This is a genomic window from Massilia alkalitolerans DSM 17462 (genome assembly GCF_000427785.1).
Classification (GTDB): Bacteria; Pseudomonadota; Gammaproteobacteria; order Burkholderiales; family Burkholderiaceae_D; genus Telluria; species Telluria alkalitolerans.
Genome location: NZ_ATYR01000003.1, coordinates 303,893 through 326,559, shown reverse-complemented (window position 1 = coordinate 326,559; position 22,667 = coordinate 303,893). Strand labels below are relative to the sequence as shown.

The window sequence follows — 22,667 nt, the reverse complement described above, 5'->3', positions numbered from 1 at the left end:
CGATTCCTCCACGGTCGAGAGAGACCGTCAACTTAGCACTGCGCTGAACCCGATTATTGAGCACGCGCATGCGAGCTCTGCATTGGGTGAGAGAGTATGGTTGCCTCAACAATCACTGGAGGAATCATGGCAATCGATGTATACCTGCAAATCGACGGAATCAAAGGCGAGTCGCAGGACGACAAGCATAAAGACTGGATAGAATGCGCGTCGGTCAATTGGGGCCTCATCCAGCCGCGCAGCGCGACTGCATCGACGGCCGGTGGACATACCGCAGAACGGGTCGAGCTGGAGGAGGTGACGTTCAGCAAAATGGCGGATTTGTCGTCGCCAATCCTGATGCAGACTTGCGCAATGGGTAAAACCATTCCGAAGGCGAAATTCGAATTCATGCGCGCCGATGGGAACGGTGTTCCGGTACGGTATTTCGAAATCGAACTCGAAAACGTGCTTATCGGAGCGATTTCCCCAGGCATAGAAGCTGGCTCTATCCTGAGCGAGCATGTCAGCCTGAAGTTCTCGAAGGTGAAATGGAAATACACGCAACAGAAAATTGGTGGCGGCATTGGCGGTTCGACCGTCGGCGGCTGGGATCTGGCTGCCAACAAAGTTGCATGATCGCTCGATTCACCAATAAGCCTGGGTGCGGGGCAGCGTCGTCCCATCCGGAGCCGGCAAAAACGACAATGGCCGCATCATGCGGCCATTGTGGTTTGGCGATGCCGCGCTCAGCCGATCACGTAGCGCTTGGACGGCCCGCTTCCCACAGCCTGGCCGCTGGCGCCATACACGCCACCCGCATCCGCGCCGGCCGGCATGCGCAGGGCATTGAGCACGCCCTGGTTGTGCGCCAGCTGCTTGTTGATCAGCATGCCGTTGACGCGGTTGAGTTCCTTGGCTTCCCGGGCCAGCGCCAGCAGCGCTTCCCACTGGGTTCTCGCTTCGTCGTTGCCGCCCACCGCCAGCCAGGGTTCCATGCCGGCTTCCGAAGCTTCGCAGCCGGCCGCAAGCAGCGCCGCGTGTCGCTGGGCCGACAAATCGGCGAGCGCCTGCAGCAGTGCATTCTTGCGGGGAGTGGTTTCCGCCAGCCCATCGGCGTCAGCTGCGACGAGCAGCTGCTGTTCCTGTTTCATCAGCTCGATCAGGGAGCCGAGGTGTTGCTGTTCTTGAAGGACGGTCGAGATTGGGCTGGTGGGCATGAAGGATTATCGCTTGCGTGAATGGAGCAAGTCGCGCACGGTGTCGAGCAGGCCGTCGGCGACTTTCTCGGAGTTGACCTGGAACTGGCCATCGGCGATGGCCATCTTGATACGCTCGACTTTCTTGGTGTCGAACACCTGGTTGTTGCCGCCCACGGCATTGGCCATGGCCTGGCCCTGCGAGGACAGGCGCACGCTGTCGGTCGCGACCTGGGTCGTCGTCGCGGTCGTGGCGGCCTTGTCGGCGCCGCGTGCGTTCGCGGCGCCGTTGGTGTTGGTGGGCTGAAGGCCTGGGTTGCCCTTGAGGGTATCGTTGATTTTCACAGCATCATCCTTCTCTGTTCGGAGCGGAAACTCCGGGATCTGCATCCTGTAACGGCAAGGATTTCACAAACTTTAGGCCATCTCGAAAAACCTGCTGCGCGTTGCACTGGCGGTCTGCGATGCTCGCTGTACTACTCGTACAGCTGCGCTTCTCAACCACCATTGCTGCCGCTCGCGACGGTTTTTCGAGACGTCCATAGCGCAGAAAAGGCCGTCCAATGAAAATATGCAAAGTGGTTTTCAGATCGCCACTTCGATGATCCCGCCCGCCCGCGCGGTGCCGCTCACCACGGTTCCCGACTGGGTGCGCGCCTGCGCCACCTGGCCTTCGCCGGCGTTGCTGATCGCCTTCGCTTCGCTCGATACCGAGAAGTTCGTTCCTTTCGACACCAGGCGCACTGCCTGGCCCTGCTGGACCACCGGGCGCGACCGCAAGGTGTCGAGGCGCAGCGGCGTGCCGGACGGCAAGGAGGCGGTGGGCGTGCGGCCGATGGCCTGGGCCATGTCGGTGATGATGCCGTTCGGCATGGAGGCGATGTCGCCCTTCATCATGACGAGCTGGCTGGCGTCGACTGGCTGGCCCTGGGCCAGCGGCACGGCGGCGGCAACGTAGTCGGCCATCACCTGCACGGTGGCCTGAATATACACCGTCCAGGGCGAGGGGGCGGTGCAGCGCACCCCGACCGTTGTTTTTCCCCACGCCCGCGCGCCCGGCTGCTGGAAGGCTTCCGGCGCCGGGCAGCTTGCCAGGCTGGTGCGCGGGTCGACTTGTCCCACCTTGATCGTCACCTGGCCCGGCAGGCCGGCGCTCTGGCTCTGCAGGTACTGTTCCACGACCGTGCGCAGGGCCGGGAGGTTCTGGCGGCCTTGCGCGCTCGCGAGCGGGGCGAGCAGGACGAGCAGGGCGGCGGCGATGGTGCGTTTCATGGGCAATCCGGCAGATGCAGGTGGGAGATGCTGCCATTTTAGGCAGTAGGGTTCTCTGGCGAAACTTTGAATAGCCGGGGTTTGCCCATCTTTATCGATCGATTGGGACGTGTTGCCCGTACGTATCATCGGTGCTGTCCCAACAAGTCTCTAGCGGAGGCGGCATGATCGGCAAGATCGACCAGTACCTGAGTTTCAACGAAACGGCCCTGTCCCTGCGCGCCCAGCGCCAGGAACTGCTGGCGTCGAACATCGCCAACGCCGACACCCCGAACTACAAGGCGCGCGACATCGATTTCTCGAACGCGCTGCAGAATGCACTTGCCTCCAAGGGCGCAGGCGGCCCGCTGGCCACCACCGCGCCCAAGCACCTCGCGCGCGGCGCGGCGACCGGCGACGTGCTGGCCAATGGCACCCCGGTCCTGTACCGCGGCGAAGTGCAGGGCAGCGTGGACGGCAATACCGTGGACATGGACGTGGAACGCAACCAGTTCGCCGACAACGCGCTGCGCTACGAAGCGGGCATCACGATGATCAACCACCAGATCAAGGGCCTGCTGGCGGCCATCCAGGGACAGTAAAAAGGTTTAATAGACTATGTCGCTCTTCAATATCTTCAACGTCTCCGGTTCGGCCATGAGTGCCCAGGCGCAGCGCCTGAACACCACGGCCTCCAACCTGGCCAATGCCGACAGCGCCACCAGCCCCAGCGGCGAAGCCTACCGCGCCAAGGCGGTCGTGTTCGAAGCCGTGCCCCAGCAGTCCGGCGCCACCGGCGTGCGCGTGCGCGAAGTGGTCGAGGATCCGTCGCCGCTCAAGCAGGTCTACGACCCCAAGCACCCGCTGGCCGACGAGAAGGGCTATGTGGCGATGCCCAACGTGAACGTGGTGGACGAGATGGTCAATATGCTGTCGGCCTCGCGCTCCTACCAGACCAACGTCGAGACCATGAATGCGGCCAAGACCATGCTGCTCAAGACCCTGACCCTCGGTCAATAAGAACCCATAAGCCGTGACCACCCATGACAACGATTAACACCGCCAACCCGGGCGCCAACGTCACCGACCTGATGTCGACCATGAACGGCAAGAAGGCCGAAGTCGACAGCGTCCAGGCCGATACCGACAAGTTCATGACCCTGCTGGTCACCCAGCTGAAGAACCAGGACCCGCTGAACCCGCTCGACAACGCGCAGGTCACCAGCCAGCTGGCGCAGCTGTCGACCGTCACCGGCGTCAACAAGCTCAACGCCACCCTGGAATCGCTGAAGAGCAGCTACCAGTCGGCCGAAGCGATGCAGGCGACCAACCTGATCGGCCACGGCGTGCTGGTCGAGGGTTACAAGCTCGGCCTGCAGGAGGGCAAGGCCATCCTGGGCGTGGAACTCGACAGCGCAGCCGACAAGGTGCAGGTGGTCATCACCAGCAATGCCACCGGCAAGGAAGTCGCCACCATCGAGCTGGGCGCCCAGGAAGCCGGCGTGCTGCCGATCGCCTGGGACGGCGTGTCCGACCCGGACAAGCTGGGCGAAGACGGCAAGCCGGTGACCCTGCCGGACGGCACCTATACCTACAAGGTGGTCGCCACCCGCGGCGGCGAGGAACTGAAGGATGCGCGCACCCTGTCCTTCGACAGCGTGGCCAGCGTCACCACGGGCGGCAAGGACGGCATCAAGCTGAACCTGCCGGTCAAGGGCGCCGTCACGATGGCCGATATCAAACAAGTACTGTAAGCCGAGCCGCTTACTTCATTCATTCTTCAGGAGTACACCATGTCTTTCCAGCAAGGCCTGAGCGGCTTGAACGGCGCAGCCAAATCCCTCGACGTCATCGGCAACAACATCGCCAACGCCAGCACGGTCGGCTTCAAGGGCTCGACCACCCAGTTCGCCGACGTCTACGCGAACTCGCTGAACGGCGCCGGCGGCATCTCGGCCGGTATCGGCGTCAAGGTAGCGAACATCGCCCAGCAGTTCACGCAAGGTAACGTCGAAGCCTCGAACAACCCGCTCGACATCGCCATCAACGGCGCCGGCTTCTTCCGTACCGAAGCCTCGGGCATCGTCCAGTACAGCCGCAATGGCCAGTTCTCGCTGGACAAGAACGGCTTCCTGATCAATGCGCAGGGCGCCAAGCTGACCGGCTACGGCCTGAACCAGAACGGCCAGCTGGTGGCCGGCGCGCCGACCCCGCTGCGGATCGACACGTCCGACCTGGCGCCGGTCAAGACGACGGCCGTCAAGATCGAGATGAACCTCGATTCGCGCAGCCTGCCGCCGACCACCTCGACCTTCAATGCGAACGATCCGACCTCGTACAACAAGCAGAGCCCGATGAGCGTGTATGACACCCTCGGCAATCCGCACGTGCTGTCGACCTTCTACGTCAAGGGCGCTGAACCCGGCGCCTGGAACGTGTACGTCGCCGTCGACGGCGTCGAGATGGCTGCCATGGAGGCAGCTGCCGCGGCGCAGGGGAGCGGGCCGGAGTTCACCGCCGTGAACGATGCCCGTATCGCCTGGGAGGCTGCCACGAAAGCGGTTCCGCCAGTCGCCGCGACGATCGCGGGGGCGCTCGGAACCTATGCAGCGGCCGCCTCGGCCATGGTGGTGGCAGCCGCCGGCACCCGGGGCGCCACCGCCGAGAACCAGACCGACATCGGCAAGGCCGCGGCCAACGCCGCCGCCGTGCCGGGCGCGACGCCCGCCGAGATCGACAAGGCAATGGCCGATGCCATCAAGGTGCCGGCCAAGCTGATCGACACCCTGCGTTTCGACTCCAATGGCACCCTGAACAAGGCGACCTCCGGCGTTGCCGGCGTGCTGACGCCGAAGGGCGGACTGCCCGTGTTTCCGCCGACCGGCGCCGAGCTGACCATGCCGATCACCATCGACTACAACGGCTCCACCCAGTACGGCACCGCGACCAGCGAGAAGCGGCTGGTCCAGGATGGCTATGCGGCGGGCAATCTGCAGCGTTTCACGACCGGCGCCGATGGCGTCATTCTGGGACAGTACAGCAACGGCCAGACCAAGCCGCTCGGCCAGGTGATCCTGGCGAACTTTACCAATCCGAACGGCCTCGAACCGTTGGGCAACAATGCCTGGGCGGAATCGGCCAGCTCGGGCGTGCCGCTGCTCGGGACGCCCAATACCGGCGGGATGGGCGTGCTGCAGCAGTCGGCGGTGGAGAGCTCGAACGTCGACCTGACCGCGGAACTGGTCAACATGATCACCGCGCAGCGCGTGTACCAGGCGAATGCGCAGACCATCAAGACGCAGGATTCGGTGTTGCAGACCCTCGTCAATTTGCGTTAATTCATACGTGAGTTGAACGCGCGTTCGGCGAAGCCGAACACCCTACGTAGGGTGGTCGGGTCTCCCGACCGCGCGTTCAACCAACCGTCGAATCACCGGAAATGGAAAAAATATCATGGACCGCCTGATCTACACCGCCGCCAGCGGCGCCAAGCACATCCTGGAACAGCAGGCCACGACCTCGAACAACCTGGCCAACGTGAACACCACGGGCTTCCGCGCCCAGCTGGACGTGTTCCGCGCCGTGCCGGTGCAGAGCGAAGGACTGCCGACGCGCGCCTTCGTGGTCAATTCGACCGCGGCGGCCGACTTCACCCCGGGTGCGCTGCAGGTTACCGGGCGCGAGCTGGACGTCGCCGTCAAGGGCGAGGGCTGGCTGGCGGTGCAGATGCCGGACGGCACCGAGGCGTATACCCGCAACGGTTCCCTGCAGACCAGCCAGAACGGCCTGCTCACCACTGCGGGCGGCGCCACCATCGCGGGCGAGGGCGGCCCGATCACGATCCCGCCGGACGTCACCGTCACGGTGGGCGGCGACGGCACCATCTCGACCATCTCCACCACCGACCAGCCGGCGGCCGCCAACATCCTCGGGCGCCTGAAACTGGTGAATCCCGCGGCGCAGGACCTGGTGCGCGGCGACGACGGCCTGTTCCGCCTGAAGGATGGCGGCACGGCGCAAGTTGACCCGGCGGTACGCGTGGCCGGCGGCGCCCTCGAGGGCAGCAACGTCAGCGCGGTCGATTCGATGGTGAGCATGATCAGCCTGGCACGTTCTTTCGAGACCCAAATGAGCCTGTTGAAGAACGCCGAGAATAACGCGGCGAAAGCCACCCAGATCCTCGCTTTGAATTGATAGTTGCTCCAGCATAATTCTCCTGTACGTGGCGGACTTCGTCCGTCGCCAATAGGAGAATCCCATGATCCGTTCGCTGTTTATCGCCAAGACCGGCCTCGAAGCGCAGCAAACCAACCTCGACGTCATCTCGAACAACCTCGCCAACGTGAGCACGAGCGGCTTCAAGCGCTCGCGTGCGGTGTTCGAGGACCTGCTGTACCAGAACATCCGCCAGCCCGGCGCCCAGTCCTCGCAGCAGAACAACCTGCCGTCGGGCCTGCAGATCGGCACCGGCGTGCGCACTGTCGCCACCGAGCGCATCCACACCCAGGGTAACCCCCAGCTGACCGGCAATTCGAAGGACGTCATGGTCAACGGTTCGGGCTTCTTTCCGGTCCTGCTGCCGGACGGCACCCAGGCGTATACCCGCGACGGCTCCTTCCAGACCGACCAGAACGGCCAGCTGGTCACCTCCAGCGGTTTCGTGGTCCAGCCCGCCATCACGATCCCGGCCAACGCCGAATCGATCACGGTGGGCCGCGACGGCACCGTGTCGGTGAAGCTGCCGGGCACCGTGGCGCCGACCCAGATCGGCTCGCTGCAGCTGGCCACCTTCATCAACCCGGCCGGGCTCGAATCGCGCGGCGAGAACCTGTACGTCGAGACCGGTGCGTCGGGCAACCCGAACCTGAACGTGCCGGGCACCAATGGTTCTGGCGTCCTCATGCAGGGTTACGTCGAATCGTCGAACGTGAACGTGGTCGAGGAAATGGTCAACATGATCCAGACCCAGCGCGCCTACGAGATCAACAGCAAGGCGATCACCACTTCCGACCAGATGCTGCAAAAGCTGGCCCAGCTGTAATCAGGAACACGCATGAAACGCTTCTTCGCCGCGGCCGCGCTGGTCGCCGTCGCCGGGTGCTCGACCACCCCGAGCACCATCGTCCAGGGCCCTACCTCGGCGCGCCCGATGCTGGTGCAGGCCGCCCCAAGCGCGGACGGCGCCATTTACAACGCCAACAGCTATCGCCCGATGTTCGAAGACCGCCGCGCGCGCCACATCGGCGACCTGCTGACGGTGAACATCAGCGAGCGCACCTCGGCCGGCAAGTCGGGCGCCAGCACCGGCAGCAAGACGGGCAGCGCCAGCTTCGCGGTGCCGGGTCCGCTGCAGGCGCGCATCGGCGCCAACGTGGGACTGGAAGGCGCGAACAAGTTCGCGGATGCCGACACCCAGAGCGCGTCGAACAACTTCACCGGCACCCTCGGCGTGACCGTCACCGAAGTGCTCCCTAACGGCAACCTGATCGTGGCCGGCGAGAAACAGGTGGCCATGAACAAGGGCGTCGAGTACATCCGCTTCTCGGGCATGGTCGCGCCGGACACCATCCAGCCGGGCAACATCGTCGCGTCGACCGTGATCGCCGACGCACGCGTCGAATACCGTACCAACAGCCGCGTCGACAAAGCCGAGCTGAGCAATATGTTCTCGCGCTTCTTCCAGTCGATGCTGCCGTTCTGAGGCTTGCCATGAAATTCGCTTCCATCGTTTTGTTCGCCGCGGCCTTGCTGGGCGCGGCGCCCCTGGCCCAGGCCGAGCGCATCAAGGACCTCGCCAGCATCGCCGGCGTGCGCCAGAACCAGCTGTCGGGCTACGGCATCGTCGTGGGCCTGGACGGCACCGGCGACCAGACCAGTCAAACCCCGTTCACCGTGCAGTCGATCCAGGCGATGCTGCAGCAGAAGGGCGTCAACCTGCCGCCGGGCACCCAGCTGCAGCTGAAGAACGTCGCGGCCGTGATGGTCACCACCTCGCTGCCGGCCTTCGCCCAGCCTGGCCAGACCATCGACATCACCGTGTCCTCGATCGGCAATGCGAAGAGCCTGCGCGGCGGCACCTTGCTCATGACGCCGCTGCACGGCGCCGACGGCCAGGTGTATGCCATGGCCCAGGGCAACGTGCTGGTCGGCGGCGTCGGCGCCCAGGCCGGCGGCGCCCAGGTGCAGGTGAATCACCTTTCCGTTGGCAAGGTGTCCAGCGGCGCCACCGTCGAGCGCGCCGTCGCCTCGAACCTCGGCGCGGACAACCAGATTCGCCTGGAACTGAACCAGACCGATTTCTCGACCGCCGCCCGCGTGGTCGAAGCCATCAACGACCAGTTCGGCGCCGGCATCGCCACCGCCCTGGACGGCCGCGTGATCCGCGTGCGCACGCCCTCCTCGAGCGACCAGCGGGTGGCCTTCATCGGTCAGCTGGAAAGCATCGACGTCGCGCGCGCCAGGGACGCGGCAAAGGTCATCATGAATGCCCGCACCGGTTCGGTCGTGATGAACCAGGCCGTGATGCTGGAAAGCTGCGCCATCTCGCACGGCAACCTGACCGTGACGGTGGGCGCCGAGACCAACGTCAGCCAGCCGGCCCCGGGTTCGCTGGGCGGCACCGCCGTGACCCGCAACACCTCGGTCGACGTCAAGAAAGACCCGGGCCGCGTGCTGATGATCAAGGGCGGCGCTTCGCTGGCCGAAGTGGTGAAAGCCATGAATTCGATCGGCACCACGCCGCAAGACCTGCTGGCCATCCTGCAGGCACTCAAGGCCGCCGGTTCGCTGCGCGCCGAACTCGAGATCATCTAAATAGGCACCGGATACCATGATCGGCTCTCCCTCCACCGACCTGACCAGCAAGTTTGCCCTCGACACCAAGGGCCTGGGCGAACTCAAGCAAGGCGCCAGGAACGGCTCGCCCGCCGCGCTGAAGGAAGCGGCGACCCAGTTCGAAGCCATGTTCATCAACATGATGATGAAGAGCATGCGCGAGGCCACCCCGCAAGAGGGGATCATGGACAACCAGCAGAGCAAGATGTTCACGGGCATGCTGGACCAGCAGCTGAGCCAGAACCTGGCCAAGCGCGGCATGGGCCTGGCCGACGTGCTGACCCGCCAGCTGAGCGCGAACCAGATGGGCGCCCAGGCACTGGCCATCGGCGCCGACGGCGTCGCCGCAGGCAAGGCGGCAGCGGCTGCATCGGCCATGGCGCCCCTGGATGGCAGCATGCGTCCGGGCATGGACGCGGCGACGATGATCAAGACCGGCGCCACCCAGCCGGGCGCGCCGGTGCTGCCCCTGACCACCGCCAGCGGCCGCGTCCAGCCTGCGCACGTGCGCAATTTCCAGGAAAAGCTGCATGCCCACGCGGCCGAGGCCGAGCGCGCCACCGGCGTGCCGGCCAAGTTCATGCTCGGCCAGGCGGCGCTGGAAAGCGGCTGGGGCAAGCGCATGATCCGCAACGCCGACGGCAGCAGCAGCAACAACCTGTTCGGCATCAAGGCTGGCCCGGGCTGGAAGGGCAAGGTCGCCACCGCCGTGACCACCGAATACGTCAATGGTGTGGCGCGCCAGAAGGTGGAGCGCTTCCGCGCCTACGATACGCCGGCCGACTCGTTCAAGGACTACGCCAACATGCTGGCCAGGAATCCGCGCTATGACAAGGTACTCAACAGCGGCGGCGATGCCGCGGCCTTCGCCCACGGCCTGCAGCGCGCCGGCTATGCCACCGACCCGCAGTATGCGGCCAAGCTGACCCGCGTTATCAAGAATTCATTGGCGTGATTTTCGTAGGGTGGTCGGCTTCGCCGACCGCGCGTTCGACCGGAACTAGCATTGCCACAGCGCGTCCGTGAGTTGAACGCGCGGACGGCGTAAAACAGTCCACTGGACCGTTTTACCGTCCACCCTACAGTTTTCGAGAATTCTGCCGTAGTTAGATCAGTCAAAGAAAGAACAAGCACATGTCCGGTAACCTCCTCAGCATTGGCAAGAGCGGCCTGTTCGCGGCACAGGCAGGCCTGTCCACGACCGGCCACAACATCACCAATGCCGGCGTGGCCGGCTACAACCGCCAGGTGGTGGTGCAGGCCACCGCGCCGATGCTCGATACCGGCGTGGGCTTCCAGGGCACCGGCACCCAGATTTCCCAGATCAAGCGCTACAGCGACGAATTCCTGAATTCGCAGGTGCGCAATGCCCAGGCCAGCAAGAGCGGCCTGGATTCGTACTACAGCCAGATCAGCCAGATCGACAACATGCTGGCCGACCAGACCGCCGGCCTGTCGCCCTCGCTGCAGGGCTTCTTCAAGGGCGTGCAGGACATGGCCGCCAACCGCGCCTCGGTGCCCTCGCGCCAGTCGATGCTGTCGAGCGCCGACACCCTGGCGACGCGTTTCCAGGCCCTCGACGCGCGCCTGGGCGAGATCCGCGAAGGCGTGAACGGCACCATCCAGAGCAGCGTCACCCTGATCAACTCGTATGCCCAGCAGATCGCCGACCTGAACGACAAGATCGGCAGCTTCGCCAGCGCCCAGCAGCACGCGCCGAACGACCTGCTCGACAAGCGCGACCAGCTGGTGATGGAACTGAACACCCAGGTCAAGGCCAACGTCATGCCCGGCGATAACAACAGCCTGACGGTCTCGATCGGCAGCGGCCAGCCGCTGGTGGTGGGTGCGCGCGCCTTCCAGCTGGCGGCCACCAAGTCGCCCTTCGACCAGACCCGCGTCGAGGTGGGCTACCTCACCGGCAGCAAGGTGACCGTGCTGGCCGATAACGCCCTGTCCGGCGGCACCCTCGGCGGCGCCCTCGATTTCCGCGCCCGGACCCTCGATCCGGCCCAGAGCGCCCTTGGCAAGGTCGCGATCGGCCTGGCGGTCGAGTTCAATGCCCAGCACCGGCTGGGTCTGGACCAGAATGGCCAGAAGGGCCAGGATTTCTTCAATGTGGCGCGTGCCGTCGTCGGCAAGCACATCGACAATGCGACGAGCAGCGAGGTCAAGGTCGATGCAATCGTGACCAATCCTTCCAAGCTGGCCGACAGCGACTACAAGGTCGAGTTCAACGGTACCGGTTTCGACGTCACCCGTCTGACGGACAACCATCCCGTCCTGAAAAACTACATTCCCGACGGCGACCCGGTCAACGTCGACGGCATCGACTTCATGATCAGCACCGGCAGTGCGGCCAAGGGAGACAGTTTCCTGGTACGTCCGACCATCGCCGGCGCGGCCAACTTCGCGCTCCAGGTCAAGGATGTGGCGGGCATCGCGGCGGCGGCGCCGATCGTGACCGGTGCGCCGGTGAGCAATACCGGCACCGGCAAGATCAGCGAGGGCAAGGTCGATCAGCGCTTCCTGGACAATCCGCCGCCTTTGCCGGTGACCCTGGAATTCCGCAGCAATGGCGGCAGCCCGATCCTCACTGGCTTCCCGGCCGGTGTGGACGTCAAGGTAGTCACGAGCGACGGCAAGGAGCTGCCGCCGTCGGCCGACGTCAAGTTCGTGGACGGCGCCACCTATAGCTTCGGCGGCATCAGCGTGACGATGACGGGCGCTCCCGGCGACGGGGCCGTCTTCACCATCGCCGGCAACGGCAACGGCGTGGGCGACACCCGCAACATCGGCCTGCTGGGCGACCTGCAGACCAGGAACATCTTCAACGACGGCAGCGCCACGATCCAGTCGTCCTATGCGCAGCTGGTCAGCACGGTGGGCAACAAGACCCGTGAGGTACAGGTCAACGGCGCCGCCGCCGGGGCGCTGCTGACCCAGGCCAAGGCCAGCGCCGCCGACGTCTCGGGCGTGAACCTGGACGAAGAGGCCACCAACCTGATCAAGTACCAGCAGGCCTACCAGGCCGCGGGCAAGGTCATGCAGATCGCCGGCACCATCTTCGACACCCTGCTGTCGATCGGCCGCTAACAGGCAACCAGACGAGTAACGAGAGACACCCATGCGCATCAGCACCCAGTCGATCTACAACAACGCCACCTCGCAGCTCAACACGCTGCAGAGCGCCCTGGCGCGCACCCAGAACCAGCTCTCGACCAACCGCCGCATCCTGACCCCGGCCGACGATCCGGTGGCCTCGGCGCGCGCCCTGGAAGTGAGCCAGTCGAAGGAGATGAACAGCCAGTTCGCCACCAACCGCGCCAGCGCGCGTTCCTCGCTGGCGATGGTCGAAGGCGCGCTGCAGAATGCCGGCGACCTGCTGCAGGACATCCAGCAGCTGACCGTCAACGCCGGCAACGGCGCCATGCAGCCGCAGGACCGCGAGGCGCTCGCCACCGAACTCGAAGGCCGCCTGGAAGACCTGCTGGGCGTGTCCAACATGACCGACGGGGCAGGGGGCTACCTGTTCTCCGGCTACATGGCGACCACCCAGCCCTTCACCCGCACCCCGGGTGGCGCGGCCTACCAGGGCGACCAGGGCCAGCGCCAGCTGCAGGTGGGCGCTTCGCGCAAGATCCCGCTGTCGGCTTCCGGTAGCGCCGTGTTCGAGAACAACCCGACCGGCAACGGTGTCTTCCAGACCCAGGCCGATAAAGCCAACAAGGGCGCCGCCATCATTTCCTCGGGGGCGGTGGTCGACCGGCAGCAGGCCAACCTGGGAAACAGTTACAAGCTCACCTTCACGGTGGCCGGTACCCCGGCCGTCACCACCTATACCGTGGTTGACGCCAGCGGCGCCGCCGTCCCGGGTCACGACAACCAGAACTACGAGCCGGGCAAGACCATCAGCTTCGGCGGCCTGAGCTTCGACATCAAGGGCGAGCCAGCCGATGCCGACGTGTTCACGGTGGAGCCGAGCAAGAAGCAGTCGGTATTCAACACCGTGACCGACCTGATCGCCGCGCTGCGCGCCCCAAGCGACGGCTCGACCGGCAAGGCGGCGCTGACCAACGGGCTGAATACGGCGCTGGACAACCTCAAGTCGGCCCACGACAACGTGCTGACCGTGCAGGCCTCGGTCGGTGCCCACATGAAGGAGCTCGACTACCTCGACAGCGCCGGGGACGACCTCGACGTCCAGTACGCGGCCACCCTGGGCGACCTGCAGGACCTGGACATGGTCAAGGCGATTTCCGATTTCTCGATGCAGCAAACCACGCTGCAGGCGGCGCAGATGTCGTTCAAGACGATGTCGGGGCTGTCCTTGTTTAATTACTTGTAAGATTTATCAGGAACAAAAAAGCCGACGCAAGTCGGCTTTTTTTATGCCTTGCTCATGGCGAATAGTTCTGCGTTTTTGATGAAAATGCAAATATTATTTGGCTTTATTCCCGATCCTTTATAAGAAAATGACATATGTTTATGACAAATGCCGATGCTTGTATTGACCGTTCTGTAACAATTTCATTGTCTTGAAGTAACAAAACGTATCATTCACGCGACGAATGTAATGTTTGGCAAAATTTCCTAACAAAAACTCACACTGAGGCTTTGCGGCAAAGCAATGTTATGTAAGAGTATTTATGCGCGTGCTGAGGTAGCAGTGAACAAAATGCTACGAGGCACGCGGATTTACTAGAAAAATTTATTGTCCAGGAGTCGTTGTGAAGCACAAGAGTACTTTTAACAAGAGCGCGATTGCAGTCGCTCTGAGCATGGCCTTCCCGGCATTCGTCGGCGCACAGGAAGCACCGGCGATCGAGCCACAAAAAATGCAGCGCGTCGAAGTGACCGGTTCGAGCATCAAGCGCACCGAACTCGAAGCCGCCGCCGCAATCCAGGTCCTGAACCGCGACGACATCGAGAAAACCGGCCAAACGACGGCCCTGGGTATCCTGCAGACCACCGCGTCGATCTACGCCGGCAGCGACTCGGCAAGCGCCAGCTCGGGCAGCTTCGCGACCGGTTCGTCCTCGGCTTCCAGCCGCGGCCTGAGCAAGGTTGCCACCCTGGTGCTGGTCAACGGCCGCCGCATGCCGCAGTACGGCCTGTCGGACAATGCACAGGAAGCCTTCACCAACCTCGACGCGATCCCGAGCGACGCGATCGAGCGCGTCGAGATCTTCAAGGACGGCGCATCGGCGATCTACGGTTCCGACGCCATCGCAGGCGTCATCAACTTCGTCCTGCGCAAGGATTTCACCGGCTTCCGTGTCCGCACCAGCTACAAGGAATCGCAGCACTTCGCCGATGACCGCAACCGCAACCTGTCGTTCATCGCAGGCTGGGGCGACATCGACACCAACGGCTTCAACACCTACATCACCGCGGAAGTCTACAAGCGCGACGGCTACACCACCGGCGACCTGCGCAGGCACTATCCGGCATGGCACCGCCTGACCCCGGGCCGTTCGACCTGGGATGCGAAGAACGTGTATTCGCCGACCGGTAACTACTACACCAGCGCGAGCAACTACGTTGCAGCGCCTGGCTGCCCGGCCGGCGACATCGATCCGGTCGACAAGCTGTGCAAATTCGATACCATGCCGTTCACCGGCCTGACCACCGATAACAAGCGTACCGCGGTTACCAGCATCACCAGCTTCCGTATCGGCAATGACATCGACGCGAGCTTCGAAGTCATGTACGCCGACGCGACCAACGACTACATCCTGGCGCCGCAAGCGCTGCAGCCGACGTCCGGCACCTCCGTCTGGTACGACGTGTACGGTGGCAAGATGGTGGGTCCGTTCTCCTATCCGAAGCTGCCGGTCGGTCATCCGAAGAACCCGTACAACTATCCGGTCGAATACCGTACCCGTCTGATGGACACCGGTAACGGCTTCAACTTCAACACCACCGACAGCGAGCAGTCGCGCGTGATGCTGACCCTGAACGGCAACTACGCCGGCTGGGACTGGAAGTCGGCTATCGGCCGCTCCGAGTCGACCGCCAACAAGGCGGCGCGCGCTGCCAGCCTCACCGGCTACGTCGACGCGATCGTCAACAACAAGTACAAGTTCGGCCAGCAGAACGATCCGGCCCTGCTGAACGCGATGTTCCCGGTTCGTACCACCGACGGCAAGGCAGTCGTGAAGTTCTTCGACGCCACCGTGTCGAAGGAAGTCATGCAGCTGCCGGCAGGTCCGCTGAGCGTGGCATTCGGTACCGACATCCGTAACAACGCCTACATGATGAAGTCCTCGGACAACGTCCTGAGTGGCCAGCTGATCGGTCTGTTCGGCCTGCAGGTCGACGACGACGTCAACCAGTACGCGCTGTTCACCGAAGCCCGCGTGCCGCTGACCAAGAAGCTGGTGCTGGAAGCCGCAGCCCGCCTCGACAAGACCGACAACCAGGACGCGCACGTATCGCCGAAGCTGGGCCTGAAGTACACCGTCGCCGACAACCTGCTGCTGCGCGCAACCGCATCGGGCGGCTTCCGTGCACCGAACATCGTCGAATCGGGTAACGGCCTGGGCCGCTCCTCGGTGGCCACCAGCGTCAACGATCCGAAGCGTTGCGCGACCGCCAACGCACTGAACGCCCTGGTGCCGGCCAGCGCCGCCGCCGACAAGGCACAGGCCAATGCTTACCGCAACGCCGAATGCTCGGGCAGCCTGCCGAGCTTCGTCGCGTCGAACCCGGACCTGAAGCCGGAAACCTCGCGTTCGCTGACCGCCGGCATGGTGTGGGAGCCGATCAAGAACTGGAGCGCGGGCCTGGACTACTACTTCATCGAGCGCCGTAACGAAATCGGCAGCCGTTCGGTGGTCGACATCCTGCGCGGCGAAGACAGCCTGCCGGCCGGCCAGCTGGTCCGCGTCGACAGCAGCAAGTCCGACAACGACTTCATCGCTCTGGCGAAGAAATATTCTCCGGGCACGAACCTGAGCTTCCCGGTCGGCCAGCTGGGCCTGGTGTACAACCCGTACGTCAACAGCGGCCGCACCCGCGTCCAGGGCTTCGACTTCGACGCCAAGGGCCGCTTCAACGTGGTGGGCCAGACCGTGCGCCTGTTCCTCGAAGGTAGCTACGTCTGGAAGCTGCAGAGCTTCAGCGTGACCGACAACGCCTATGGTCCGAACGAAACCGGTACCTACGACTACGGCTCGCGCCTGACCGCCGTTGCCAAGGCTTACATGAAGCAGGGTGACTTCGACCACGCCGTCATCGCATCGTTCGCCAGCAGCTACAGCACCAACAGCATCGCTCAGCCGACCTACTGCGCAACCCAGAAGGTTGCAGCCGAGTACATGGACACCTGCGGCCGCGTTGGCAGCAACACCGTCTGGAACTACTCGCTGGCCTACACCGGCATCCCGAAGGTCCGCCTGAGCGCCTACGTCGACAACGTGTTCGCCCGCGAGCAGCCGATCAACTGGCGCGGTGGCTGGAATAACCTGGCCCCGCAGTTCCGCCGCTTCGGCATCGCTGCGAGCTACACCTACTAATCGTCTGAAGGTTTAGATGATTGCAAAAGACCAGGCTTCGGCCTGGTCTTTTTTGTTATGGGGGGGCAGGTCTTGTTATGGGGGGGCAGGTCTGACATTGAGACACGGGCTGAGCAATATAATGCTTGAGTTCGTGTCCGAATGTCAGACCTGACCCCGATTTTTCTGCGCAAGGTGCTGCCGCCGCCGCCGCGGCGTTGACGGCGGCTGCTACTCCCTGTCCGACGCGCGCCGCCGGGCCGACACGGAAAACACCAGCGCGAAAACGGCGCTGAAGACGGCGAGCGCCAGCACCGCTTCCAGTGGCTGGACAGTGAGCATCCACACCGCCATCCAGGGCGAGAAGGGCGCCAGCACGAGGCTGCTGGGGAAGGACGAAAACGGCAGGTGGACGTGGCCTGCGAGATGCGGCCACTGGATGTAGATCAGGCAGGCGACGCTCGCCACCAGGTAGCTGAGGACCGATCTCAGCAATAGCTTGCCCCGCCTGCGCATAATCAGTTGTGGATGTACTTGGTGAACACGTCGCTGAAATCGCGCTTGGTGTGGGTGTCGAACATGGCGGTGTTCAGGGCCGCCAGCAGGTCGCCGTACAGGCCGACGAGACCGTTCTCGCCGGGAGCGACATTCAGCTTGTGCACCGAGGCCGTGGCGTCCAGCGCGCGCAGCGCATTGTCGCGGCTGACCGCGTCGCGCTTTTGCTGCTTGCCGATGGTGATCAAGGCCTTGTAGATGTCCTTGAGCTGTTCGATGTGGGTCTTCTTGACGTCGATCGAGAACACCGTGTTGTCCAGGCTGAACTTGAGCTCGATGTCCATGTCCAGCGTGCCCGCGGTCTCGATGCTCACGCCGGAGATCTGGTGCGAGGCATAGTCGTAGCGCTTGATCGAGCGCTTCGAGGACACGGCCGAGTCGCCGTCCACGTGGATCAGGGCCAGGTTGGTGAAGCAGTACTCGTCCTTCTTGCTCTTGATGAGGAAGAAGATCTGTTCGCCGTCTTCGCTGAACAGGTAGTCGTCCGCGTCGACCTTGTTGTAGTCGGCCGGCCCGACGATGACGCCGATATCGCTGATGCCCAGTGCTTCCGCTGCCAGTTTCTTGAACATGATCGCCCTCGCGTAGTGAAAGTAGTTACCTTAGCACTATTTGATTGCGGAAAATGATTTTCGGGGCAGGGCGCGACGGGCCGTTGTCCAGGCACAAGCGCGCTCAGGGCCTGGCCTTCTGGCCGGCGGCGCGCAGCGCCTTCAGCTCCCGGTTCAGCCAGACCTGGCTGGCAACTGGTTCCGCGTTGCCGCACTTGACCCGGTAGGGCTTGCCCGAAAAACTGCTTTTGGAGGCGGCAACGTCGATGAACTGCTCGGCGCTGGCAAGCGTCTCGCGGCGCTTCTCGATGTAGTCCAGTTTGCGCAGCAGGTGCTTGCGCGCCTCAAGGGCGCTGTGCCAGCTGCCGTTGCGCTCGAACTGGCAGTTCGACGCGCTCATCTTCGCCATCAGGGCGTCGATCTCGGCGCGCACGGTGGGCGGGGTGGGCGCGGCTGCCGCACCCAGGGAGATGGCGGCCAGCAGGCTGGCCGCGAGCAGTCGGCGGGTCATCGTCATGCCGCTACCCTAACCGAAAACCGCCTTCGCGGGCGCGCCCCACTAGCCGGGCGCCGTCTGCACCGGATTGGGGGCCGCCGGCGCCGGCGGTGGCGCGGCATTGCGCACCGCACCCGCACGCGGCACCGCGCGCCCCTTCTCGATCCCCTCGTTGAACAGGTTCACGATCGGCATGCCGAGGTAGGGCATGGCCAGGCTCAGGGTCAGGAAGCCCACGCCCAGGGTCACCGGAAAGCCGATACCGAAGATGTTCAGCTGCGGCGCGGCGCGCGTCAGGATGCCGAGCGCCACGTTGGTGACCAGCAGGGCGGCCACGATCGGCAGCGACAGCTGCAGTCCGGTCGCGAAGATCTTGCCGCCCCAGCGCGCCAGTTCCAGCGGCGCGTTGCCCGAGAACGGGGTGCTCGAGATCGGCAGCGCATGGAAGCTTTCGGCCAGCGCCGCCAGCAGCGCCAGGTGGGCGTTCACGGCCAGGAAAGCCATGGTTGCCACCAGCGCCAGGAACTGGGCCACTGCCGCCGAGCGGCCGCTGGAGGACGGATCGAAGAACACCGCGAAGCCCAGGCCCATGGTCATGCTGGCCACCTCGCCGGCGTATTCGATGGCGGCGAACACGATGCGCATCGCGAAGCCCATCGCCACGCCGATCAGCAGTTCCTTCACCAGGATCAGGATGCCGGCCCAGGAGCCCGGGTCGACCGCGGGAATTTCCGGGACGGTGGGCGCGATCACGCTGGCCAGCAGCACGCCGAGCGCAACCTTGATCGACATCGGCACGCCGGCATTGCCGAACACCGGCGCCGCGGCGACCAGGCCGAGGATGCGCGTGAGCGGCCATATCAGCCCCGCGATCCAGGCATTCATTTCGCCCGTGGTCAGGCTCAGCACGCGCGCGTTCTCCCGCTTACCCGATCAGGCCGGGAATGCCGGTGAAGACCCCGCGCATGTAGTCGAGCATGACGGACAGCATCCAGGGTCCGGCCAGCACCAGGGCGATGAACACGCCGACCAGTTTCGGGATGAAGGACAGGGTCGCTTCGTTGATCTGGGTGGCGGCCTGGAAGATCGAGATGATCAGGCCGATGATCAGCGCCACCAGCAGCAGCGGGGCGGAGACCATCAGCGTGATCTCCATCGCGGTGCGGCCCATGGTCATGACGGATTCGGGAGTCATGCGCGCCTCCTAGTAAAAACTCTGGGTCAGCGAACCCAGCAGCAGCTGCCAGCCGTCCACCAGCACGAACAGCATCAGCTTGAACGGCAGCGAGATCACGGCAGGGGACATCATCATCATACCCATCGCCATCAGCACCGAGGCCACCACCATGTCGATGATGAGGAAGGGGATGAAGATCGCGAAGCCGATCTGGAAGGCCGTCTTCAGTTCGCTGGTGACGAAGGCCGGGATCAGGACCCGCAGCGGCACGTCCTCGGGACCCTGCAGCGCGGGCGAGCGCGAGATCTTGACGAACAGCGCCAGGTCGGACTGGCGGGTCTGCTTGATCATGAATTCCTTGAACGGCACCACGCCCCGGTCGAGGGCCTCGCTCATCTGGATCCGGTTCTGCTGCAGCGGCAGGTAGGCCTCGGTGTAGGCGCGATCGAAAGTCGGGCCCATCACGAAGAAGGTCAGGAACAGCGCCAGCCCGACCATCACCTGGTTGGGCGGCGCGGTCTGGGTGCCGAGCGCCTGGCGCAGCAGCGACAGCACGATGATGATGCGGGTGAACGCCGTCATCATCAGGAGCGCGGCCGGCAGGAAGGTCAGCGCGGTGAGCAGGATCAGGGTCTGGACCGGCAGCGAATACTGCGTGCCGCCGCCCGCGGCCGGGCTGGTGGTGAAGGCCGGGATGCCGGGCTGGGCCAGCACGGCCAGCGGCAGCAGCGCCAGGCCGAGCATGCCGGCGCCGAGCAGGAATTTCTTATTTCGCATTACGTTTGTCTATCGTGTTCTTGAGCCAGTCGCCGAAGCTGCCGGCGCTCGCCCCATGCGGAGCCAGCGTGGCGCCGTCCGCCTGCGCGCCTTCCTGGCGCGGCATGGTGGCCAGGGCATTGACCCGTCCCGGCGACGCGCCGACGACGATCCACTGGTTGCCCACCTCGACCACCATGATGCGCTCGCGCCCGCCGATGTTGAGCGCGCCGACCAGCTTCACGTTGGCGCTGGCGCCCATGACGCGCGGACCGAAGCGTTTCATGAACCAGGCCAGGCCGAGCAGCAGGCCGAGCACCAGCATCAGGGCCAGGATGGTCTGCAGCAGGCTGCCGGTGGCCGGTGCGCTTGGCGTTGGCATCACGACCTGAGGCGGGCGCTGGGCAGGGGCGGGCGTGGTGGCTGCCGGGGCAGCGGGCTGTTCGGCCGCCGCGGCCGGGACACTGTCTGCCGGCGCCGGGCCGGGCGACTGCACCGGCGTCGACACTGGACCGGACGGGGCGGGACGGGCCGGCGTGGCCGGGCGGCCGGTGGTGGTGGCGCCGCGTGGCAGGGGCTGGGTGTCTTGCGATGCAGTGGCCGGCACCGGAACCGGTGCGGTGGCTGCGGGAGCATCGGGTTCGGTCCAGGGCGCCGCTTGTTGTTGCTGGGTAGCTGGTGCCTGATCGGCGCCAACCGGTGCCGCACAAGCTGCCAAGGGCGCAAACATCAATGCTGCCGCGATCCGTAGCGTGGGCGGCTTCGCCGCCCACGCGGTGATAGTTATCGGATGAAAAAGCGAACGGGCAGATCTGGCCTGGTTTGACCGCGTGGGCGGGAGACCCGCCCACCCTACGATAAAACCGAGGCTTCGACGATGAGCGACGTTGCTAGAGGTCATTTATTCAGTTTTCTGATCCGTTCCGATGGCGTAATGATATCAGTCAGACGGATACCGAACTTGTCGTTCACGACCACGACCTCGCCCTGTGCGATCAGGCAACCATTGACCAGCACGTCCATCGGCTCGCCGGCCAGGCCGTCGAGCTCGACCACGGAGCCTTGCGCCAGTTGCAGCAGGTTCTTGATCGCGATCTTGGTGCGGCCGAGTTCTACGGTCAGCTGGACCGGGATGTCGAGGATGAAGTCGATGTCGTTCGGCGTGTCGTTGCGCGTGCCCTTGTTCGAGAAATCCTTGAACACGGCCGCGGTAGCGGTGGCCTGCTGCTGTTGCTGGCGTTCGAGCGCCGCCGCTTCGGCTGCGGCCTGCTCGGCAATCGCCGCGCCCCAATCGTCGTCGAGTGCGCTCTGGTCATCCTGGGTATCAGACATGGTGCTCTCCTGTTGCTTGCCGGCCCTTCAGGGCCGGCACGATAATTCTGTTATTTGAAGTTGTCGCTGTTGGCGAGCAGTTTCTCGACCTTCAGCGCGTACTGGCCGTTGAAGACGCCGTAGCTGCAGTCCATCACCGGCACGCCGTCCACGGTTGCCTGCAGGGTTTCCGGGACCGTGATCGGGATGATGTCGCCGATCTTCATGTTGAGGATCTCGTCGAAGTTCGCCCGCCCTTCGCCCAGCACCGCCACCAGCTCGACTTCGGCGACCTGGATCTGCTGGGTCATCAGGCGCACCCAGCGCTTGTCGACTTCCAGGGCTTCGCCCTGGATGCTCGAGGTCAGCGCGTCGCGGATCGGCTCGATCATCGAGTAGGGCATGCAGAAGTGGATCTGGCCCGACACCGAACCGAGTTCGATGGTGAAGGTGCAGGACACCACGACCTCGTTCGGGGTCGCGATGTTGGCGAACTGCGTGTTCATCTCGGAGCGGATGTACTCGAACTCGATCGGGTACACCGGCTCCCACGACTTGGCATAGGCCTCGAACACGATGTCGAGGATGCGCATGATGATGCGCTGCTCGGTCTGGGTGAAGTCGCGGCCTTCCACGCGGGTGTGGAAGCGGCCGTCGCCGCCGAACAGGTTGTCGACCAGCAGGAACACGAGGCCCGGGTCGAACACCATCAGCGCCGTGCCGCGCAGCGGCTTCATGTGGATCAGGTTGAGGTTGGTGGGGACCACCAGGTTGCGGATGAACTCGCTGTACTTCGAGACCCGCACCGAGCCCACCGATACCTCGGCGCTGCGGCGCAGGAAGTTGAACAGGCCAACCCGCAGATACCTGGCGAAACGCTCGTTGATGATCTCGAGCGTCGGCATGCGGCCGCGGACGATCCGCTCCTGCGTCGCCAGGTTATAGGTGCGTACCCCCGAGGTGTCTTCAGGCGCCGCAATGTCGTCCTGATCGCCGTTGACCCCCTTGAGGAGGGCATCGACTTCTTCCTGTGAGAGGAAATTATCGGCCATGGTGCTT

At 64.3% G+C, this 22,667-nt stretch carries 25 protein-coding genes; 13 read left to right on the top strand and 12 right to left on the bottom strand.

Translation table 11 applies throughout. The features are described from left to right. Positions 1–126: 126 nt before the first annotated feature. On the top strand, positions 127–618 hold the full coding sequence (locus YWC_RS0105445) for an Hcp family type VI secretion system effector (RefSeq protein WP_027864459.1): 492 nt from the start codon (positions 127–129) through the stop codon (positions 616–618). A 110-nt stretch (positions 619–728) separates the two neighbouring features. On the opposite strand, the gene YWC_RS28415 is transcribed toward YWC_RS0105445, so the two are convergent. The 3 genes from YWC_RS28415 to flgA all read right to left on the bottom strand — a co-directional run bounded on the left by YWC_RS28415 (position 729) and on the right by flgA (position 2,450). After that, positions 729–1,199, bottom strand: a complete 471-nt coding sequence (locus YWC_RS28415) for a flagella synthesis protein FlgN (protein WP_036213121.1) — start codon at positions 1,197–1,199, stop codon at positions 729–731. A gap of 6 nt (positions 1,200–1,205) precedes the next feature. Then, complete coding sequence (gene flgM, locus YWC_RS0105430; protein WP_027864458.1) at positions 1,206–1,523, bottom strand: flagellar biosynthesis anti-sigma factor FlgM; 318 nt, start codon at positions 1,521–1,523, stop codon at positions 1,206–1,208. A 240-nt stretch (positions 1,524–1,763) separates the two neighbouring features. After that, positions 1,764–2,450: a flagellar basal body P-ring formation chaperone FlgA gene (gene flgA / locus YWC_RS0105425; RefSeq protein ID WP_027864457.1), complete on the bottom strand. Its 687-nt coding sequence runs from the start codon at positions 2,448–2,450 to the stop codon at positions 1,764–1,766. Positions 2,451–2,614: 164 nt separating this feature from the next. Between flgA and flgB the strand changes: the two genes are divergently transcribed. The 12 genes from flgB to YWC_RS0105365 all read left to right on the top strand — a co-directional run bounded on the left by flgB (position 2,615) and on the right by YWC_RS0105365 (position 16,783). Then, positions 2,615–3,031: a flagellar basal body rod protein FlgB gene (gene flgB, locus YWC_RS0105420; protein WP_027864456.1), complete on the top strand. Its 417-nt coding sequence runs from the start codon at positions 2,615–2,617 to the stop codon at positions 3,029–3,031. Positions 3,032–3,047: 16 nt separating this feature from the next. Further along, entirely contained in the window at positions 3,048–3,449 is a 402-nt protein-coding gene (flgC, locus tag YWC_RS0105415; protein WP_027864455.1) for a flagellar basal body rod protein FlgC, read from the top strand. Positions 3,450–3,472: 23 nt separating this feature from the next. Next, positions 3,473–4,183, top strand: coding sequence for a flagellar hook assembly protein FlgD (locus tag YWC_RS0105410; protein ID WP_027864454.1), 711 nt, complete (start codon positions 3,473–3,475; stop codon positions 4,181–4,183). Between the two features lie 39 nt (positions 4,184–4,222). Continuing rightward, positions 4,223–5,767 carry a flagellar hook protein FlgE gene (locus tag YWC_RS0105405; protein ID WP_027864453.1) on the top strand — a complete coding sequence of 515 codons (1,545 nt, stop codon included), beginning with the start codon at positions 4,223–4,225 and terminating at the stop codon, positions 5,765–5,767. Between the two features lie 115 nt (positions 5,768–5,882). Continuing rightward, positions 5,883–6,623 (top strand): flagellar basal-body rod protein FlgF, encoded by a 741-nt coding sequence (gene flgF / locus YWC_RS0105400; RefSeq protein ID WP_027864452.1) that lies wholly within the window; start codon positions 5,883–5,885, stop codon positions 6,621–6,623. A gap of 64 nt (positions 6,624–6,687) precedes the next feature. Continuing rightward, on the top strand, positions 6,688–7,470 hold the full coding sequence (gene flgG / locus YWC_RS0105395; protein WP_027864451.1) for a flagellar basal-body rod protein FlgG: 783 nt from the start codon (positions 6,688–6,690) through the stop codon (positions 7,468–7,470). Between the two features lie 12 nt (positions 7,471–7,482). Continuing rightward, entirely contained in the window at positions 7,483–8,130 is a 648-nt protein-coding gene (locus YWC_RS0105390; protein ID WP_027864450.1) for a flagellar basal body L-ring protein FlgH, read from the top strand. 8 nt (positions 8,131–8,138) lie between these two features. Next, positions 8,139–9,242 (top strand): flagellar basal body P-ring protein FlgI, encoded by a 1,104-nt coding sequence (locus YWC_RS0105385; RefSeq protein ID WP_051306242.1) that lies wholly within the window; start codon positions 8,139–8,141, stop codon positions 9,240–9,242. Between the two features lie 16 nt (positions 9,243–9,258). Beyond that, positions 9,259–10,218 carry a flagellar assembly peptidoglycan hydrolase FlgJ gene (gene flgJ, locus YWC_RS0105380; protein ID WP_027864448.1) on the top strand — a complete coding sequence of 320 codons (960 nt, stop codon included), beginning with the start codon at positions 9,259–9,261 and terminating at the stop codon, positions 10,216–10,218. A gap of 179 nt (positions 10,219–10,397) precedes the next feature. Then, positions 10,398–12,359: a flagellar hook-associated protein FlgK gene (gene flgK / locus YWC_RS0105375; RefSeq protein ID WP_027864447.1), complete on the top strand. Its 1,962-nt coding sequence runs from the start codon at positions 10,398–10,400 to the stop codon at positions 12,357–12,359. Between the two features lie 31 nt (positions 12,360–12,390). Continuing rightward, entirely contained in the window at positions 12,391–13,611 is a 1,221-nt protein-coding gene (gene flgL / locus YWC_RS0105370; protein ID WP_027864446.1) for a flagellar hook-associated protein FlgL, read from the top strand. A gap of 382 nt (positions 13,612–13,993) precedes the next feature. Beyond that, entirely contained in the window at positions 13,994–16,783 is a 2,790-nt protein-coding gene (locus YWC_RS0105365; protein WP_229413012.1) for a TonB-dependent receptor plug domain-containing protein, read from the top strand. A gap of 210 nt (positions 16,784–16,993) precedes the next feature. On the opposite strand, the gene YWC_RS0105360 is transcribed toward YWC_RS0105365, so the two are convergent. The 9 genes from YWC_RS0105360 to fliM form a co-directional block, all read right to left on the bottom strand. Next, positions 16,994–17,257 carry a hypothetical protein gene (locus tag YWC_RS0105360; protein WP_156923505.1) on the bottom strand — a complete coding sequence of 88 codons (264 nt, stop codon included), beginning with the start codon at positions 17,255–17,257 and terminating at the stop codon, positions 16,994–16,996. A gap of 23 nt (positions 17,258–17,280) precedes the next feature. After that, entirely contained in the window at positions 17,281–17,889 is a 609-nt protein-coding gene (locus tag YWC_RS0105355; RefSeq protein WP_027864443.1) for a PH domain-containing protein, read from the bottom strand. Positions 17,890–17,992: 103 nt separating this feature from the next. Further along, on the bottom strand, positions 17,993–18,385 hold the full coding sequence (locus tag YWC_RS0105350) for a YfeK family protein (RefSeq protein WP_051306240.1): 393 nt from the start codon (positions 18,383–18,385) through the stop codon (positions 17,993–17,995). Between the two features lie 42 nt (positions 18,386–18,427). Continuing rightward, on the bottom strand, positions 18,428–19,273 hold the full coding sequence (gene fliR, locus YWC_RS0105345; protein ID WP_027864441.1) for a flagellar biosynthetic protein FliR: 846 nt from the start codon (positions 19,271–19,273) through the stop codon (positions 18,428–18,430). A gap of 16 nt (positions 19,274–19,289) precedes the next feature. Beyond that, positions 19,290–19,559, bottom strand: coding sequence for a flagellar biosynthesis protein FliQ (gene fliQ, locus YWC_RS0105340; protein ID WP_027864440.1), 270 nt, complete (start codon positions 19,557–19,559; stop codon positions 19,290–19,292). A 9-nt stretch (positions 19,560–19,568) separates the two neighbouring features. After that, entirely contained in the window at positions 19,569–20,318 is a 750-nt protein-coding gene (fliP, locus tag YWC_RS0105335) for a flagellar type III secretion system pore protein FliP (protein ID WP_027864439.1), read from the bottom strand. Then, the gene (gene fliO / locus YWC_RS31935; RefSeq protein WP_084416315.1) at positions 20,308–21,027 is read right to left on the bottom strand and encodes a flagellar biosynthetic protein FliO; all 720 of its coding nucleotides are present in this window, start codon (positions 21,025–21,027) and stop codon (positions 20,308–20,310) included. The genes fliP and fliO overlap by 11 nt, the downstream gene beginning before the upstream one ends. Positions 21,028–21,194: 167 nt before the next feature. Continuing rightward, the gene (gene fliN / locus YWC_RS0105325) at positions 21,195–21,629 is read right to left on the bottom strand and encodes a flagellar motor switch protein FliN (protein WP_027864437.1); all 435 of its coding nucleotides are present in this window, start codon (positions 21,627–21,629) and stop codon (positions 21,195–21,197) included. Positions 21,630–21,679: 50 nt separating this feature from the next. Next, positions 21,680–22,660: a flagellar motor switch protein FliM gene (fliM, locus tag YWC_RS0105320; RefSeq protein WP_027864436.1), complete on the bottom strand. Its 981-nt coding sequence runs from the start codon at positions 22,658–22,660 to the stop codon at positions 21,680–21,682. Between the last annotated feature and the right edge of the window lie 7 nt (positions 22,661–22,667).

Bases quoted from the DNA above. Each gene is read 5' to 3' on its own strand.
- YWC_RS0105445 (WP_027864459.1), top strand. From the start codon at position 127: ATGGCAATCGATGTATACCTGCAAATCGACGGAATCAAAGGCGAGTCG.
- YWC_RS28415 (WP_036213121.1), bottom strand. From the start codon at position 1,199: ATGCCCACCAGCCCAATCTCGACCGTCCTTCAAGAACAGCAACACCTC.
- flgA (WP_027864457.1), bottom strand. From the start codon at position 2,450: ATGAAACGCACCATCGCCGCCGCCCTGCTCGTCCTGCTCGCCCCGCTC.
- flgB (WP_027864456.1), top strand. From the start codon at position 2,615: ATGATCGGCAAGATCGACCAGTACCTGAGTTTCAACGAAACGGCCCTG.
- flgC (WP_027864455.1), top strand. From the start codon at position 3,048: ATGTCGCTCTTCAATATCTTCAACGTCTCCGGTTCGGCCATGAGTGCC.
- YWC_RS0105410 (WP_027864454.1), top strand. From the start codon at position 3,473: ATGACAACGATTAACACCGCCAACCCGGGCGCCAACGTCACCGACCTG.
- YWC_RS0105405 (WP_027864453.1), top strand. From the start codon at position 4,223: ATGTCTTTCCAGCAAGGCCTGAGCGGCTTGAACGGCGCAGCCAAATCC.
- flgF (WP_027864452.1), top strand. From the start codon at position 5,883: ATGGACCGCCTGATCTACACCGCCGCCAGCGGCGCCAAGCACATCCTG.
- flgG (WP_027864451.1), top strand. From the start codon at position 6,688: ATGATCCGTTCGCTGTTTATCGCCAAGACCGGCCTCGAAGCGCAGCAA.
- YWC_RS0105390 (WP_027864450.1), top strand. From the start codon at position 7,483: ATGAAACGCTTCTTCGCCGCGGCCGCGCTGGTCGCCGTCGCCGGGTGC.
- YWC_RS0105385 (WP_051306242.1), top strand. From the start codon at position 8,139: ATGAAATTCGCTTCCATCGTTTTGTTCGCCGCGGCCTTGCTGGGCGCG.
- flgJ (WP_027864448.1), top strand. From the start codon at position 9,259: ATGATCGGCTCTCCCTCCACCGACCTGACCAGCAAGTTTGCCCTCGAC.
- flgK (WP_027864447.1), top strand. From the start codon at position 10,398: ATGTCCGGTAACCTCCTCAGCATTGGCAAGAGCGGCCTGTTCGCGGCA.
- flgL (WP_027864446.1), top strand. From the start codon at position 12,391: ATGCGCATCAGCACCCAGTCGATCTACAACAACGCCACCTCGCAGCTC.
- YWC_RS0105355 (WP_027864443.1), bottom strand. From the start codon at position 17,889: ATGTTCAAGAAACTGGCAGCGGAAGCACTGGGCATCAGCGATATCGGC.
- YWC_RS0105350 (WP_051306240.1), bottom strand. From the start codon at position 18,385: ATGACGATGACCCGCCGACTGCTCGCGGCCAGCCTGCTGGCCGCCATC.
- fliQ (WP_027864440.1), bottom strand. From the start codon at position 19,559: ATGACTCCCGAATCCGTCATGACCATGGGCCGCACCGCGATGGAGATC.
- fliP (WP_027864439.1), bottom strand. From the start codon at position 20,318: ATGCGAAATAAGAAATTCCTGCTCGGCGCCGGCATGCTCGGCCTGGCG.
- fliO (WP_084416315.1), bottom strand. From the start codon at position 21,027: ATGTTTGCGCCCTTGGCAGCTTGTGCGGCACCGGTTGGCGCCGATCAG.
- fliN (WP_027864437.1), bottom strand. From the start codon at position 21,629: ATGTCTGATACCCAGGATGACCAGAGCGCACTCGACGACGATTGGGGC.
- fliM (WP_027864436.1), bottom strand. From the start codon at position 22,660: ATGGCCGATAATTTCCTCTCACAGGAAGAAGTCGATGCCCTCCTCAAG.